The organism is Haloferax sp. Q22, from assembly GCF_001482285.1.
Classification (GTDB): Archaea; Halobacteriota; Halobacteria; order Halobacteriales; family Haloferacaceae; genus Haloferax.
This window is the reverse complement of sequence record NZ_LOEP01000023.1, coordinates 21,044-36,201: the sequence shown is the minus strand read 5'-3', so window position 1 is coordinate 36,201 and position 15,158 is coordinate 21,044. Positions and strand designations below refer to the sequence as shown.

15 protein-coding genes are annotated in these 15,158 nt (G+C 64.2%); 7 read left to right on the top strand and 8 right to left on the bottom strand.

The window, feature by feature from the left end:
* Positions 1-75 precede the first annotated feature (75 nt).
* From AM590_RS10315 to thrC, 5 genes are all read left to right on the top strand, one after another.
* The gene (locus AM590_RS10315) at positions 76-285 is read left to right on the top strand and encodes a hypothetical protein (protein ID WP_058827411.1); all 210 of its coding nucleotides are present in this window, start codon (positions 76-78) and stop codon (positions 283-285) included.
* 73 nt (positions 286-358) lie between these two features.
* Positions 359-1,051, top strand: a complete 693-nt coding sequence (locus AM590_RS10310; protein ID WP_058827410.1) for a DUF5828 family protein — start codon at positions 359-361, stop codon at positions 1,049-1,051.
* Between the two features lie 115 nt (positions 1,052-1,166).
* The gene (locus tag AM590_RS10305; protein ID WP_058827409.1) at positions 1,167-1,406 is read left to right on the top strand and encodes a hypothetical protein; all 240 of its coding nucleotides are present in this window, start codon (positions 1,167-1,169) and stop codon (positions 1,404-1,406) included.
* Positions 1,407-1,485: 79 nt separating this feature from the next.
* Positions 1,486-1,857 carry a helix-turn-helix domain-containing protein gene (locus tag AM590_RS10300; RefSeq protein WP_004968692.1) on the top strand — a complete coding sequence of 124 codons (372 nt, stop codon included), beginning with the start codon at positions 1,486-1,488 and terminating at the stop codon, positions 1,855-1,857.
* Between the two features lie 96 nt (positions 1,858-1,953).
* Positions 1,954-3,213, top strand: a complete 1,260-nt coding sequence (gene thrC, locus AM590_RS10295; protein WP_058827408.1) for a threonine synthase — start codon at positions 1,954-1,956, stop codon at positions 3,211-3,213.
* A gap of 394 nt (positions 3,214-3,607) precedes the next feature.
* Here the strand turns inward: thrC and AM590_RS20475 are convergent, their stop codons facing one another.
* Positions 3,608-3,787 carry a hypothetical protein gene (locus AM590_RS20475; protein WP_157575451.1) on the bottom strand — a complete coding sequence of 60 codons (180 nt, stop codon included), beginning with the start codon at positions 3,785-3,787 and terminating at the stop codon, positions 3,608-3,610.
* 183 nt (positions 3,788-3,970) lie between these two features.
* Complete coding sequence (serA, locus tag AM590_RS10285) at positions 3,971-5,548, bottom strand: phosphoglycerate dehydrogenase (RefSeq protein ID WP_058827406.1); 1,578 nt, start codon at positions 5,546-5,548, stop codon at positions 3,971-3,973.
* Positions 5,549-5,832: 284 nt separating this feature from the next.
* On the opposite strand from serA, the gene serB reads away from it, so the two are divergent.
* Positions 5,833-6,480: a phosphoserine phosphatase SerB gene (gene serB / locus AM590_RS10280; protein WP_008090876.1), complete on the top strand. Its 648-nt coding sequence runs from the start codon at positions 5,833-5,835 to the stop codon at positions 6,478-6,480.
* Positions 6,481-6,531: 51 nt separating this feature from the next.
* The gene (locus AM590_RS10275) at positions 6,532-6,723 is read left to right on the top strand and encodes a hypothetical protein (RefSeq protein WP_058827405.1); all 192 of its coding nucleotides are present in this window, start codon (positions 6,532-6,534) and stop codon (positions 6,721-6,723) included.
* A gap of 21 nt (positions 6,724-6,744) precedes the next feature.
* On the opposite strand, the gene AM590_RS20470 is transcribed toward AM590_RS10275, so the two are convergent.
* The 6 genes from AM590_RS20470 to lipA form a co-directional block, all read right to left on the bottom strand.
* On the bottom strand, positions 6,745-8,205 hold the full coding sequence (locus AM590_RS20470) for a hypothetical protein (RefSeq protein ID WP_157575450.1): 1,461 nt from the start codon (positions 8,203-8,205) through the stop codon (positions 6,745-6,747).
* Between the two features lie 124 nt (positions 8,206-8,329).
* Positions 8,330-9,757: a dihydrolipoyl dehydrogenase gene (lpdA, locus tag AM590_RS10270; protein ID WP_058827404.1), complete on the bottom strand. Its 1,428-nt coding sequence runs from the start codon at positions 9,755-9,757 to the stop codon at positions 8,330-8,332.
* Complete coding sequence (locus tag AM590_RS10265) at positions 9,757-11,304, bottom strand: 2-oxo acid dehydrogenase subunit E2 (protein ID WP_058827403.1); 1,548 nt, start codon at positions 11,302-11,304, stop codon at positions 9,757-9,759. Before AM590_RS10265 ends, lpdA begins: the two co-directional genes overlap by 1 nt.
* Before the next feature lie 3 nt (positions 11,305-11,307).
* Entirely contained in the window at positions 11,308-12,291 is a 984-nt protein-coding gene (locus AM590_RS10260; RefSeq protein ID WP_058827402.1) for an alpha-ketoacid dehydrogenase subunit beta, read from the bottom strand.
* Positions 12,288-13,394: a pyruvate dehydrogenase (acetyl-transferring) E1 component subunit alpha gene (gene pdhA / locus AM590_RS10255; protein ID WP_058827401.1), complete on the bottom strand. Its 1,107-nt coding sequence runs from the start codon at positions 13,392-13,394 to the stop codon at positions 12,288-12,290. Before pdhA ends, AM590_RS10260 begins: the two co-directional genes overlap by 4 nt.
* Before the next feature lie 289 nt (positions 13,395-13,683).
* Entirely contained in the window at positions 13,684-14,619 is a 936-nt protein-coding gene (gene lipA, locus AM590_RS10250; RefSeq protein WP_049920508.1) for a lipoyl synthase, read from the bottom strand.
* Positions 14,620-15,158: the final 539 nt, after the last annotated feature.

Sequence of the window (15,158 nt, the reverse complement as noted above, 5' to 3'; positions counted from 1 at the left end):
ACGTTCGACCGTATAAGCCCGTCGCGACCCGTCCGGAAACCAAGGTTTATTCGTGAAGGTTACGAATCGCGGCCCATGGCAGACCCGAAGCGCGAGGCCTGCGGCCGGTGTTCGATGACCACCGTCGTGGACGCCACCGGGAGCGGGGACCGCGACCCGCTCGGTGACGACCGAATCGAACTCGACGAGTCGGCACTCCGACTCGCGTCGCCGGCGGCGTGGCTCGGTCCGGTGTCGGCCCGCCTCGACGCGGCCGCCGAGTGGTTCGTCTACCGCGACCGCTAGGCGTTCCCATGCGTGTGCGAACCTGTCTCCTCGTAGAGTTTATACCGTCTGGCACGTACTCCCGTCAACGACAATGGAAGAGAGCATCTCCGGGTTCAAACGCCGCGGCACCTGGGACGAGGTTGTCGAACACGGGGAGCGAATCACCCGCGCGCTCCGCGACGCCGACGTCGACGGTGCCGCCTTCGACGACTGGGACGAGTGGCGACCGAAGTCCCACGAGCGCCTCGGCGAGGACGTAAACGAGAAGACGGCCCAGCAAGCCAGCGTCGGCGAGGGCGAGGGCGAGAAGGCTGGCAAGACCCCCAACGACGACCTCAAAACGGCGGGCGAGAAGCTCTCCCGGTCCTACGAGCGGGTCGAGGAGGGCGACAACGAAGGGGCCGTCGAGTCGTGGCAGGACTCTATCAACTACGTCGCCCGCGCGGCGGACTCCGCCGGTCGGAAGGCGCTGCGGAAGGTCGAGGACACGGTCTACCGCAACGTGATGACCCAGTTGGCTCCGTACTACTTCGACAACGAACTCGTGAGCGCGAACATCCAGCGGGTCGGTCGCGGCTCCGGCGACGAGCGGTTCGTCTTCGAGGTGAACGTCAACGACGACGAACTGAAGTCGATGGTGTCGGAGACGCTGCGGGACTTCGAGGACGAAATCGACCGCTGGCACATCGACACGCCGAAAGAGACCGAGGTCGCGGAGGTCGTCGAGGGCGTGGAGGTTCCGGTGACGGACGACGAACAGCGGTCCAAATCCACGACGAACTGACTCGCGTCTCGCGCTGATTCGACTCGTCGAACGCGGTCGCCGTCATCGGCGTCCGCCGTCATCGGTGTCCGCCGTCATCGACAATACTGATACCGTTCGCCCGCGACCCTCCGGTATGCCCGAGCCGCTTCGAGTCGAGTCCGGCGAACTGACCGCAGACGAAATCCTCGACGCGCTCCGCGAGGGTCGCCGCGTCGTCGTCCAAGCGGAGATGCTCGGCGGTATCCACGAGGTGACGCTCCGCCACGACGGCACGGTCTTTTACTGCGACACGCCGACGACGCTCCACAAACACGACGACGAAGACGGGATGCGAGCCTGCGTGCTGAAGATGGGCTACGCGAAGGCGGAGTAGCCGCGACACCCCGTCCGCGGGCGACCGCTCGCTCGCCTGTAGGTGAGGCTTTAATCCGGCGCACGGCGAATAGGTGTGCATGGCCGACGCACCGGACATGGGCGAACTGATGGAGACCGAGGACCCGAACTTCGGACAGGTCCTCGCGTGCGTCTTCGGTATCCAGAGCCACGAAAGCCGAACGTACCTCGCACTACTCGACAACCCCGGCAGCACCGTCGCCGAACTGGCGGAGGTGCTCGACCGCGACCGGAGCAACGTCAACCGTTCTCTGACGACGCTCCTCGACAAGGGACTCACCGAGCGCAAGCGCCGCCTGCTCGACCCCGGCGGCTACGTCTACCAGTACACGGCGACCCCGCTTCCCGAGGCCAAGGAGATGATGCACGCCTCCCTCGACGAGTGGGCAGAGGACGTGCACGCCCGTATCGACGCCTTCGGCGAGTCGTAGTCCTCCCCGGTCGACCGCGTTCCCGACGAGGTCGTCGCCCGGCAGGTGCCGCCCAAACCCGCCCGCTTTTGTCCCTCTGGTGCCACCGCCCGAGCAATGAGCCTCGAACTCACGGCACCCGCCCCCGAGGAGCCATCCGTCGCCGACGACGGCACCTGGCTCGAATGTATCGCGTGCGGCGCGCAGTTCGCGCCGTTCGAGGACGTTCGGTACACCTGCGACGACTGCGACGGCCTCCTCGAGGTCCGCTACGCGTCCCCGCCGACGTGGGACGACTTCGAGGGCCGCGGCGTCTGGCGCTACAACGCCGCGCTCCCCTTCGAGGAGGGCGTCTCGCTCCCCGAGGGCGCGACGCCCCTGCACGAGGTACCCCGCCTCGAAGCCGACGTGGGCGTCGAGACCCTCCGCGTCAAACACGAGGGGATGAACCCCACCGGCTCGTTCAAGGACCGCGGCATGACCGTCGGCGTCCGCGTGGCGAAGGAACTCGGTGTCGGCCGCCTCGCGTGTGCCTCGACCGGCAACACCTCGGCCGCGCTCGCCGCCTACGGCGCGCGCGGCGGGATGGAGACGCTCGTGCTCCTCCCCGCCGGGAAGGTCGCCGCCGGGAAAATCGCGCAGGCATCGCTCCACGACGCGCGCATCCTCGAAGTGGACGGCAACTTCGACTCCTGTCTCGACATCGTACAGGACCTCGCCGCCCGCGGTGAGGCGTACCTCCTCAACTCGCTGAACCCCTTCCGCTTGGAGGGCCAGAAGACCATCGGCCTCGAAATCTTAGAGGAGTTCCACGAGGACTACGGCACCTACCCGGACCGAATCGTCCTCCCCGTCGGCAACGCGGGCAACACCTCCGCGCTCTACAAGGCGTTCCGCGAACTCGTTCAGTCGGGCGCGCTCGACGTCGAGGACGTGCCGAAACTGACCGGCGTGCAGGCCGAAGGCGCGGCCCCGATGGTCGAGGCCGTCGAGAACGGCTGGGACGACACCCAGCGCTGGGAGGAAGTCGAGACGCGCGCGACCGCCATCCGAATCGGCAACCCGGTCAACGCGCCGAAGGCGCTCCCCGGCATCCGCGAGACGGACGGCACGGCCGTCGCCGTCTCCGACGAGGAAATCACCGAGGCACAGCGCGACCTCGCGGCCGAGGGCGTCGGCGTCGAACCCGCCTCCGCCGCCTCCGTCGCCGGTCTCCGCAAACTCCGCACCGAGGGCGTCGTCTCCGAGGACGAACACGTCGTCTGTCTCACGACGGGCCACCTGCTGAAGGACCCCGACGCGGCGTTCGAAGCGGGCGACGACCCCGAACCCGTCCCGAACGACACCGAAGCGGTCCTCGAACACCTCGCCGAGTAGCGACCGGCCCGGTGCCGACCGTCGCCGACGGTCGCGAATATCGGCGGGTGGAGCCGTCTGACCGCGGACGATGACGCGCGTCGGGTGCGCGTCTGACGCATCCTTTTCATTCTGTGGTACGTTTTGCCACACGATGTCGCTCAGCAGCATGCCGACCGGGACCGTCAGCCGGGACGGGGCCGGTTCGAGAACGTACCCGCCGGACGGAATCGAAAACGGGCCGTCCGAAACCGCGTCTTCGGCCTCCTCAGCCCCCGCGTCTTCGGCCTCATCCACACACGCATCCACGGCCACGTCAGCACCCCCGTCCGCACACACGTCCACGACCACGTCAGCGCAGGCATCCACGTCAGCGCAGTCACGTAGTCATCAGCAGTCACACAGTCATCAGCAGTCACGCAGTCGTCGCCCGTCGTCCACCACCGACGCGCGGAGCAAGGAATCCCTCCAGCGCGAGAACGAGGCGCTTCGTCGCGCGAACACCCGTCTCAACGAGCGTCTCGAGAGTGCCGATGCGGAACAACAGGAGATAATCGACCACTACGAACAGTTGCTGGCCGAGCGTCGCGGCCACGGCCGTCAGCAGACGCACGACCGCTCGGACCGGCGGAGCGACCGGCCTCGCCGCTCGGGTGCCGAGTCGAGCGCGGCTGCAACGGTGCAAGCCGTCGTCGGTCGCGTGGTCGAAGAAGTCACGTCGGCGTTCGGCCGACGGTAGTCGGGTTCTTCTTTCAGAAAGAGGTGCGGTTCGTCCGCTTCAGAGCGTGATGAGGTCCACGTCGATGATGCGGTCGTCGGCGAGGAGCTTCTCGCGGACGCTTTCGGGTACGTCGTCGTCGAGGTTGTAGACGGTCAGCGCCTCGCCGCCGGCCTTCGCGCGGCGGGCGTTGAACATCCCGGCGATGTTCACGTCGTTCTCGCCGAGGACGGTTCCGATGAAGCCGATGACGCCCGGCTTGTCGTAGTTGCGGGCGACGAGCATCTGGCCGTGCGGGATGGCGTCGAGACGGTAGCCGTTGATGCGGACGATGCGCGGGTCCTCGCCGGTGAACAGCGTTCCGGAGACGGTCATCTCCTCGTCGCCGTTGCGGACGGTGACGGTCACGAGGCTCTGGAAGTCGTCCGATTGGCGGGACTTCGACTCGACGACCTCGATGCCGCGTTCCTTGGCGACCTGCGGGGCGTTGACGGCGTTGACCTGCCATTCGAGCGGCGCGAAGACGCCCTTCAGCGCGGAGGCCGTGACGAGTTCGACGTCCTCGGCGGCAATGTCGCCGGTGTAGGTGACCTCGACCTCGTTGAGGCGGCCGTCCAGCAGTTGGGCGGCGATTTTCCCGGCGGTCTCGGCGAGACCGATGTACGGCTGGATGCGCGGGAAGGCGCTCTCGTCGACCGAGGGCGCGTTGAGCGCGTTGATGACCGGTTCGTCGCGGAACGCGGCGACGATTTGGTCGGCCGTCGAGACGGCGACGTTCTCCTGTGCGGCCGAGGTGGACGCGCCGAGGTGCGGCGTGACGACCACGTCGTCGACGGAGAGAAGCGGGTTGTCGGGCGAGACCGGCTCGTCGGCGAACACGTCGACTGCGGCCCCGTCGATGACGCCGGCGTCGACGGCCTCGGCGAGGGCGGCCTCGTCGACGACGCCGCCGCGGGCGCAGTTGATGAGGTAGCCGCTGCCCATCGTTTCGAGTTCGTCGGTGGAGATGAGCCCCTCCGTCTCGGGGGTCAGCGGCGTGTGGACGGTGAGGAAGTCGGCGCGGGCGAGACAGGCGTCGAACTCGACGAGTTCGGCACCGAGCTGGTCGGCGCGCTCCTCGCCGATGTAGGGGTCGTAAGCGACGATGTCCATCCCGAGCGACGAGAACTTCTTTGCGACCTCTTGGCCGACGCGGCCGAGGCCGACGACGCCGAGGGTCTTGCCGTTGACCTCGTTGCCGAGGTAGTCGGACTTGGCCCACTCGCCATCTTTCAGGCGGGCGTGGGCCTGCGGAATCGAGCGCGCGGCGGCGAAGCCCATCGCGACCGTGTGCTCGGCGGCGGCGCGGACGTTCCCCTCGGGCGCGTTGGCGACGATGACACCGTGCTGGGTCGCGGCGTCGATGTCGATGTTGTCGACGCCGATGCCGGCGCGTCCGACGATGACGAGGTCGGGCGCCGCCTCGAACACCTCGGCGGTCACCTGCGTTCCGGAGCGGACGATGAGCCCGTTCGCGTCGGAGACGGCTTCGAGCAGCGCGTCACCTTCGACATCGTACGCGGTCTCTACCTCGTAACCGGCCTCGCGTAACCGGTCCAGACCCGCGTCGGCGATCGGGTCCGTGACGAGTACCTTCATGCGCGTAGGGTCAGAGCCGTGCGGGTTAAGGGTTGTCACAACGGCCGATATCGTGACATTGAGACTGTCTCGCACGGCTTGGGTCCATCGACGTTCTGGCCCGCTAGTATTATTTTGGCGAGTCCGATAGGTTCGGTAGATGGTCTTCCGTCCCGAGAACGCTTCGCCGGCGACGCAACCGCCCGAGGTGTCGCTTCCGGTCTGTCGCCCGACTCGGGGTCGCGTCCCCGCCGCATAACTGCCGACGCGGAAGCTTTGAAACCCCGCGGCGACGACGGGCAGATATGCGCATCATCGCCTTCGACTTCGACGGCACGCTCTCGGACTCCGAGATGACGGTTCTCCTCGGCAAGAAGAACGGCACGGCCGACGAGATGGCCGATATCACCGAACGAGCTATGAACGACGAGATGAGCTACGCGGAGAGCCTCCGGTCGCGCGCCCGTCTCCTCGAAGGCCTCGAAGAGGAACTCGCAGAGGAAGCCTACGGCGAGGTCGAACTTCGCCCCGGCGCGGCGGACCTCATCCAGCGACTCCGCGACTACGGTCACCACGTCGCCATCTTCACCGGCGGGTTCGAACGCGGCGTCGAGCGCGCGCTCGAAAAGGAGGGCGTCGAGGTCGACGACATCGTCTCGAACCGTCTGCCCGTGAAGGGCGGCCGACTCACCGGCGACGTGGAGGGGTCGCTCATCGAGGGCACGAAGGACACGGCGCTGGAGAACCACGCCGCCGAACACGACGTGCCCATGGACCGAACGGTCGCGGTCGGCGACGGCGCGAACGACCTCCCGATGCTCGAAGTCGCCGGCCTCTCGGTCGGCTTCGTCCCCAAGGACGCGGTCCGCCCGGCCTGCGACGCCGTCGTCGCCTCCATGGACCGACTCGGAAAACTCTTCGAGAGCCACGGGATTCTCGACGCCGACGAATAGACAGTTTGGGGGCTGCTAACACTTATCATATTTCGCCTCGTAGCACCGCGCATGTCAATCAGCGACGTCAACACGCCCGAAATCTGGGTGGCGGGCTTCGTCTTCGTGGCCCTCGCGCTCGCCGCCCTGTTCGAGGGCGTCGTCCTCTTCGACGTCCGCACACTCGGCGTCGACGAGTCGATCCCCGCGGCCGTGGCAGTCGTGGGGACGATGCTGGCGCTGTGGTGGTTCGACGACGGGTGAACAGCTGTTCAGGCCGTGTTTCTAACTGAGTGCTCCAATCCACCACTGTGCCATCTCTGATATTCGATTTCCAACTACTCCGAAGAGCCCAAACGCATCTAAAACAAGTATCGCGGTGAGAACTGCCATCGCTATTGTTAGTTTATTCACATTTTGTTCAAGATAAACGCTGGTCTCGGAAAGTTGGCGATTTTTGTCTGAAAGTTGGAGGTCAAGTTGTCTATTTAACATTTCTACGGCAATACTGTATCGTTCTTCGAAACGGTTGTACTGCTTAATGGAACTTTCATTAGACATATAGAGATCATGCTTTACTGCTGAGAACACGCCGACTATATCTGGACGGTATGCTGGGTTTGGGAGAGGTTTGTCTTCGTTTATCGGAATTGGTATCTCTTGTTGAGATCCAGTAAACTGTACTGAGCCACCTCCTGTTCCCGAATACGCGAAGCTCATACCCTGTTGACCCTTAAGCAACCGTTCTGCTGAGTCTGTTTTATCAAGAAGATCTATATACTCGTCATAAAATCCTGCTTGAGCTTCCTGCAACAAGTCAATAAATTCACCAGTATGATTCTCGTCGACACGCCTTGGCATTCGCCTAAGACCTTGGCTATAGTCGTGGATTTCCGCAGGCTGTACTCGGAACCAATAGTAGTATGATATGTATGGAAACAGCTTGACGATGTTTGACGCAGACTTATTGTGTAGAAATGAACTAAACGGACCTATCTGTAAATCGCTAGTAGATAGTTTATAAAAGTTTGATTTGCCTTTGTCATGAAACTCAATAACGGATATTCCTGAATACCCTTTCCAAGGTCCAACACCACTAGTGCGTGATTCTGCATTTAGTAGTGCCGACGACTCCGTGATGTAATCTAGTGACATGAGCCCATTTGGCGACAGTCCAAATTCACTACAGAACGCAGATCCCCTGAAGAACTCGGAAAAATTGAGCATGTCTATAGATGTGAGTTGCCCTGTCGGTACTGGTATTTTTGATTGCAAATCTTTGCAAACCGCTTGCGTCGATACAAATGTAAGTGGAGGCTCGACGGAAAGTGGAACCTTATTTGATCTTTTGTACTGAGTAATTATCCCTGGTAGATCTGAGGGGATAATTGAATTCCATGCTCGCGTGGTTCTTTCGTGGATGTCTCTCAAATCAACAGTATGATTCTCATAAGAATCTAATAAATGCTCAAGTTCTGGATCTGGAATTCTAAGTAGTATTGTTCGCATACCTGGTGCATCCTCTGGGAATTCTATAACAAGTAGGTGAACCTGTGAAAACTCACTACCTTCCGACACATCTCCCCAATTTTGCACTTGAATTGAACCAACCTCACTTGAGGCCATGTAGCACCATCTTGGTTCCTCTTCTAGACCCGTCACTTGTTGAAGGCAGTCTGTAAGCTCTGAATAATCGTCTCTACTAACAAAATCAATTCCAAACCCTTCGATACTTCGAACATCCATCTTCCCTGAAAATGTTTCTCATGTTTCAAAAAGTTAGTCCCACTTTGCCTCAGAATACATAGTATAATCCGTTGATATACTCTAACCCAGCAAAAGAAATCGAACGTGTCGCTTTTGCCTATCGCTACCGATTCAGCGTGTGAATCGCCTGCCCGAGCGCGTTCTCGGCGGCCTCCATGACCGCTTCCGCGAGCGTCGGGTGGGTGTGGATGGTCGACGCCACGTCTTCGAGCGTCGCGCCCATCTCGATGGCGAACGCGAGTTCGGCGATTAGCTCCGAGGCCTCGGGGCCGACGATTTGCGCCCCGAGGACGAACCCGGACTCCTCGTCGGCGACGACGCGGACGAAGCCGTCGGCGTGGTTTGTCGTCAGCGCGCGGCCGGACGCTCGGAAGGGCATCTGCCCGACGACGGGCGTGAAGCCGGCTTCCTCGGCGTCCGCTTCGGTCATGCCGACCGTGCCGATTTCGGGGTCGGTGAACACCGCGGCGGGGACGGCCTGACTGTCGAAGGCGACCGGTTCGCCGGCGATGTGCTCGGCGGCGACGATGCCCTCCTTCGAGGCGACGTGCGCGAGCATCGGCGTGTCCTCGACCACGTCGCCGACGGCGTAGATGTGCTCCACGTCGGTGCGGCGGCGGTCGTCGACCGAGAGGAACCCGCGGTCGTCGGCTTCGAGACCGGCGCTCTCGATGTCCATCGTGTCGGTGACGGGCGAGCGCCCGACGGCGACGAGCACCTTGTCGGCGCGGTACTCGTTTTCCTCGCCGTCTTCGGTTTCGGTGGTCACCATGATGCCGTCGTCCTCCTCGCGCCAGCCGCTTGCTCCCTCGCCGAAGTGCATGTCAATGCCGAGGTCCTCGGCGCGCTTGCGGACGACGCGGGCCACGTCGGACTCGTAGCCCGGCAGGATGTCGTCGAGCATCTCGACGACGGTCACGTCCGCGCCGAGCTTTGCGAACGTCGTGGACAGCTCCATCCCGATGTAGCCGCCGCCGACGACGACCAGCCGCTCCGGGACGGTGTCGGCTTCGAGGGCGTCGCGCGACGACCACACCGGCTCGTCGCCGAAGTCGAAGCCGGGTATCTGGATGACGCGCGAGCCGGTGGCGATGATACAGTGTTCGAACTCGATGGTCTCCGAGCCCTGTCCCTCGCCGCCGTGGGCGATGCGGACGGCGTTCTCGTCTTTGAAGCGGGCGGTGCCCTCGACGAGGTTGACGCCGTTCGCCTTACAGAGTTTCTCGACGCCGCCGGTGAGTTGGTCCACGACGCCGTTCTTCCAGTCGCGTAGCTGCGACATGTCGACGACGGGGTCGGCGTGGATGCCCATCTCCTCGGCGTGGCCCGCCTCGTGAGCGAGGTTCGCGCCCGTGATGAGCGCCTTCGAGGGGATACAGCCGTAGTTGAGACAGGTCCCACCGTAGGCGTCCTTCTCGACGAGCGTGGTGTCGATTCCCTTCTGTGCGGCGCGGATGGCGGCGACGTAGCCGCCCGGTCCCGCGCCGATGACGAGTAGGTCGGTTCCGGTCGCGATGTCTCCGACGACCATTATTCTAACACCAACAGCTTGGGGTCTTCGAGCAGTTCCTTCACGCGGTTCGTGAATCGAGCGCCCTGCGCGCCGTCGACGATACGGTGGTCGAACGACAGCGAGAGGGTGAGGACTTTTCGCGGCACGACCTCACCGTCGATGACCCGGGGCTTGTCTTTGATGGCTCCGAGCGCGAGAATCGCCACCTCGGGGTAGTTGATGATGGGCGTGGCGTACTCGCCGCCGATGCCCCCGATGTTGGTGATGGTGAAGGTGCCGCCGCGCATCTCGCCGGGCGAAATCTTGCGGTTGCGGGCCTTCTCGACCTTCTCGTTCATCTCGTCGGCGAGTTCGAGCATGCCCTTGCGGTCCGCGTCGTGGACGACGGGGACGAGCAGGCCGGCGTCGGTCGCGGCCGCGACGCCGATGTTGTACTCGTCGCGCAGGACGATTTCCTCGTTCTCCTCGTCGAGTTGCGAGTTGAGGTACGGGAAGTCCTTCAGCGCCGCGATGACGGCCTTCATCACGAACGGCATGTAGGTCAGCCGCGAGCCGCGCTCCTCGGCGACCGGCTTGAGTTGTTCGCGCAGTTCGACGAGTTCCGTCACGTCCACCTCGTCGTGGTGGGTGACGTGCGGCGCGGTGTACTTCGAGCGCTGCATCTGGTCGCCGATGGCCTTGCGGACGCCCTTGTAGGGGACGCGCTCGCCGGCACCGGGGCCGGTCTCGGGCGGTGCGGATTCACTCTCCACTTCGCCCGTCGCCTCGGCGGTCGCGGTTCCGGCGTCGGCCTCGGCGGACACCGCCTCGGCGTCCGCGGCCTGCGCCTCGCGCTGGGCCTGCGCGTACTCCTGGACGGCCTCGGGCGAGACGAACGCCTCGCCGTCGCGCATCTCGGTCGCGGGGACGGCGTTGAGGTCAACACCCTCCTCCTTGGCCAGCGCGCGGGTCGCGGGCGCGGCGAGCGTCTGCTCGCGATCGGCGCTCTCGGCCGACGCGGACCCAGACGTTCCCTCGTCGCGCTTCGCGGTCGCGGACTTCCCGTTGCTCTGGACGGTCCGCGGGCCGCTGGGTTCGCCCTCGTCGCCGTCGTCTTCCGCGGCGGCGCGAACGTCACCTTCGGTCACACGGCCGCTCGGGCCGCTGCCGTCGACGGATTCGAGACTGACGCCGAGTTCGCGGGCGAGCCGTCGAACGCTCGGCGGGGCGAACACGCGTCCGCCGGACCCGGAGTCGTCGGCGGCGTCGCCGGCGTCGTCGCTCTCGGCCGTCTCCTCGGTGTCGGCGTCCGCGCCTGCGGTCTCGGCGGCCTCCTCGTCGTCGCCACCCACCCGGATGGTGATGATGACGTTGCCGACGGGGACGACCTCGCCCTCCTCGGCGAGGAGTTCCTCAACCGTCCCGTTGAACGGCGAGGGCACGTCGACGAGCGCCTTGTCCGTCTCGACCTCCGCGAGCACCTGGTCTTCTGTCACCTCGTCGCCCGGCGCGACGTGCCACGTTACGAGTTCGCCTTCCGCGACGCCTTCGCCGACGTCGGGGAGTTTGAATTCCTTGAGCGCCATCGTTCAGAAGTTCACCGCCTCACGAATACCTTCTTCGACGCGGGCGACCGAGGGGAGGTAGTAGTCTTCCAACGCGTACAGCGGGTACGGCACGTCGTAGCCCGCGACGCGCTTGACCGGCGCTTCCTGGTAGAGCAGCGCCTCCTCCTGAATCGTCGCCGTGATTTCGGCGCCGAGGCCGCCGTTCTTCGGGGCCTCGTGGACGACCACCGCGCGGCCGGTCTTCTTGAACGACTCGACGATGGTCTCGCGGTCGAGCGGCGAGATAGTTCGGATATCCACGACCTCTGCGTCGATGCCCTCCTCTTCGAGGTTCTCGACGGCTTCGAGCGTCGGGCGCGTCATCGCGCCGAAGGTGAACACGGACACGTCCGTACCCTCGCGGCGGACCGCAGCCTCGCCGATAGGGACCGTGTACTCCTCTTCGGGAACCTCGCCGCGGAACGCCCGGTAGATGAGCTTCGGTTCCATGAAGATGACCGGGTCGGGGTCGCGGATGGCGGAGATGAGCAGCCCCTTCGTGTCGTACGGCGTCGAGGGGATGACGACCTTCAGGCCGGCCTCGTGCGCGTAGAACATCTCTTTGGACTCCGAGTGCGACTCGGGGGCGCGGATGCCGCCGCCGTAGGGAGCGCGGAGCACCATCGGCAGCGTGTAGCGGCCTCGGGTGCGGTTCCGGAACCGCGACATGTGGCTCACGATTTGGTCGAAGCCGGGGTACATGAAGCCGGAGAACTGAATCTCGGGGACCGGCTTCAGCCCCATCGCGGCCATGCCGACGGCCGTGCCGATGATACCGGACTCGGCTAGCGGCGTGTCGATGACGCGGTCGTCGCCGAACTCGTTCCAGAGGCCCTCCGTGGCCCGGAAGACGCCGCCGTTCTTGCCGACGTCTTCGCCCATGACGAGCACCTCGTCGTCGAGGTTCATCTCGGTGTAGAGACCGTCCCGTACCGCCTGCACGATGGTGAGGTTCTGACTGCTCATTCTCTGAGGAATCCTTCGTCGCCGAACTTCTCGCGGAGCGCTTCGAACTCCTCGTACTGCGCTTGAATCTCCGGGGTTCGCTCGGCGTATGCGTGGTTGAACATCTCGCTCGGGTCCGGACGCGGGTCGGACTCGGCCGCCTCGATGGCGTCGGCGACCCGCTGTTTCACGTCCGCCTCGATGGCCTCGACGGCCTCGTCGTCGATGCGGCCCGTCTCGCGGAGGAACGACTCCAGCCGCGGGATGGGGTCTTTCGCCTTCCACTTCTCGACTTCCTCGTCGTCGCGGTAGACGGTCGGGTCGTCGGCGGTCGTGTGCGCGCCGAAGCGGTACTGGACTGCCTCGATGAGCGTCGGCCGGCCCTCGCCCTCGGCGGGGTTCTTCGCCTTGTCGAGCGCCGCCTTCGTCACCGAGTAGACCGCGAGCGGGTCCATCCCGTCGACCTGCACGCCGTCGATGCCGTAGGCGGTCGCCTTCTGCGCCAGCGTCTCGGAGGCAGTCTGTCGCTCCCGCGGCACCGAGATGGCCCACTGGTTGTTGTTACAGAAGAAGACGTTCGGGGTGTCGAAGACGCCCGCGAAGTTCAGTCCCTCGTGGAAGTCGCCCTCGGAGGTCGCGCCGTCGCCGAAGTAGCAGATGACGGCCGTGTCGTCCTCGCCCTGAAGCTTCTTCGCCCACGCCGCGCCGGTCGCGTGGGGGATCTGCGAGGCGATGGGGACCGCGGGCGGAAAGAGGTTCACGCCCTCAGGCATCTCGTTGCCCTTCTCGTGGCCCATCCAGTACAGAAGCGTCTGCTTCAGCGGAAGCCCTCGGAGCAGCGACGCCCCGTGTTCGCGATAGCTCGGGACCATCCAGTCCTGTTCGTCGAGCGCGATTGCGCTCCCGATCTGTGCGCCTTCCTGTCCCGACAGCGGCGGGTACGTCCCCATCCGTCCCTGCCGCTGGAGACTCACCGCCCGCGTGTCGAAGTGTCGGGCGAGACGCATGTACCGGTACATCTCGACGAGCGTCTCGTCGTCGATGTCGGGGACCTCGCCGACGACGGTCCCGTTCTCGTCGAGCACTCGTACCTGGTCCTGCGGGTCGCGCTGTAGCACGCTCACGGGAGAACCCTCCTGTTCATGGCAAAATCGACACCCGCCGGCGTTATATTGTTTTCGTATATAATTTACTTTGGCTCGGAATATTGCGGCTCGCGTCGTGCTATGTAAACCCACGCGAGGTAAAATTGGACATTTTCGCTTCTAAACGATTCTTCCTGACGTTCATTAGTGTGAACCCACACATCACCGAGAAATAATCGGAAATATCGACAGCATTGCAGGACTGTTTCGGGGCGGAACGGGGTCGGACCCGGTCGGTCGAGTCGCGCGGCATGGGGTGGCGCGCGACTTACTGTCCGGCGGCCGCGCGGGCGGCCTGTCGCGCCTCCTCGACGCTCGACCCCTCGCGGAGGAGCGCGTCCACGAACAGTTCACCGGCCTTGTACGACGACCGGACCATCGGGCCGGACGCGCAGTAGAGGAAGCCCAGTTCGTCTTCCGCGACGCGCCGCCACGTCTCGAAGGCGTCGGGGTGGACGTACTCGAACACGTCGAGGTGGCTCCGGGAGGGCTGGAGGTACTGACCGAAGGTGACGATGTCCACGTCGGCCTCGCGGAGGTCGGAGAGCGTCTGGTAGACCTCGTGGGCGTGCTCGCCGAGGCCGAGCATGACCGAGGTCTTCGTGTGGATGTCGGACTCGTCTGTCACCTGCTGGAGCACCGAAAGCGACTGCTCGTAGCCGGCGCGGCGGTCCCGAATCGGCCACTGGAGCCGCTCGACGGTCTCGATGTTGTGGGCGATGACGTCGGGGCCGGCGTCGATTATCTTCCGAACGTGCTCGGGTTCGCCCTGGAAGTCGGGAATCAGCACCTCGACGAGAACCTCGGGGTCGCGGCGCTTGATTTCGCGGATGGTCTCGGCGAAGTGGGCCGCGCCCTGGTCCGGCAGGTCGTCGCGGTCCACGGAGGTCAACACGACGTAGTCGAGACCGATTTCGGTCACCGCGTCGGCGACGTTCGCCGGTTCATCGGGGTCCAGTGGCTCCATCCCGCCGGTCGTCACGTCGCAGAAGTTACACCCGCGCGAGCACCGGTCACCCATGAGCATGAACGTGGCCGTCCCGGGGCCGTCGCGGCCGCTCCAACACTCTCCGAGATTCGGACAGTTCGCCTCCTCGCAGACGGTGTTGAGGTTCCGGTCCCGGAGCGTCGATTTGATATCGGTGAAACGCCGGCCCGATGGCGGTCGCATCTTCAACCAGTCTGGCTTCCGCCGCGTGCGCATAGGCAGTTCTTGCGAGGCGACGGGCAAAAACGTGAGGATTGGTCCGCCGTCTGTCGGGTTGCCGACGGAGCTACTCCCCGAGGCGACCGAAACCGCGTCGCCGTGACTTCGCCCAGCGCCAGTGCGCCCCGTGTTATCACGCCTTGTTCAGAATCGTTCAAACGAACACTACTATCTCGTAAAACGAAACGTTCGGACCGAATATATCACGGCTTTCCATCAAACAGCATGTACGACCGTGCTAGATATATCACTTAACTGAAAAACTTATATTCGAGTAAAGACTTCTGTCGAGTATGAACTGGAAACACCGCCGCAACATGACGAAGGCCGAATCGAAGAAGCACGAGGCCACCGCGGGGACGAACTGGTCGTTCATCGCCGCGCTCGCCGGCGCCGCGTAATCGGCCCGACGCCGAGGTCCCCGAATCCTCCCCCATTCCACCACACCACACCGCGTTCCGCTTGAACGCGCCACCAACCTCAGTCCCTCCGTTTTCCGCTCGTTCGACGCCCGCGAGCCACCGCGCCGGATGGAG

Bases quoted from the DNA above. Each gene is read 5' to 3' on its own strand.
- AM590_RS10315 (WP_058827411.1), top strand. From the start codon at position 76: ATGGCAGACCCGAAGCGCGAGGCCTGCGGCCGGTGTTCGATGACCACC.
- AM590_RS10310 (WP_058827410.1), top strand. From the start codon at position 359: ATGGAAGAGAGCATCTCCGGGTTCAAACGCCGCGGCACCTGGGACGAG.
- AM590_RS10305 (WP_058827409.1), top strand. From the start codon at position 1,167: ATGCCCGAGCCGCTTCGAGTCGAGTCCGGCGAACTGACCGCAGACGAA.
- AM590_RS10300 (WP_004968692.1), top strand. From the start codon at position 1,486: ATGGCCGACGCACCGGACATGGGCGAACTGATGGAGACCGAGGACCCG.
- thrC (WP_058827408.1), top strand. From the start codon at position 1,954: ATGAGCCTCGAACTCACGGCACCCGCCCCCGAGGAGCCATCCGTCGCC.
- serA (WP_058827406.1), bottom strand. From the start codon at position 5,548: ATGAAGGTACTCGTCACGGACCCGATCGCCGACGCGGGTCTGGACCGG.
- serB (WP_008090876.1), top strand. From the start codon at position 5,833: ATGCGCATCATCGCCTTCGACTTCGACGGCACGCTCTCGGACTCCGAG.
- AM590_RS10275 (WP_058827405.1), top strand. From the start codon at position 6,532: ATGTCAATCAGCGACGTCAACACGCCCGAAATCTGGGTGGCGGGCTTC.
- AM590_RS20470 (WP_157575450.1), bottom strand. From the start codon at position 8,205: ATGGATGTTCGAAGTATCGAAGGGTTTGGAATTGATTTTGTTAGTAGA.
- lpdA (WP_058827404.1), bottom strand. From the start codon at position 9,757: ATGGTCGTCGGAGACATCGCGACCGGAACCGACCTACTCGTCATCGGC.
- AM590_RS10265 (WP_058827403.1), bottom strand. From the start codon at position 11,304: ATGGCGCTCAAGGAATTCAAACTCCCCGACGTCGGCGAAGGCGTCGCG.
- AM590_RS10260 (WP_058827402.1), bottom strand. From the start codon at position 12,291: ATGAGCAGTCAGAACCTCACCATCGTGCAGGCGGTACGGGACGGTCTC.
- lipA (WP_049920508.1), bottom strand. From the start codon at position 14,619: ATGCGCACGCGGCGGAAGCCAGACTGGTTGAAGATGCGACCGCCATCG.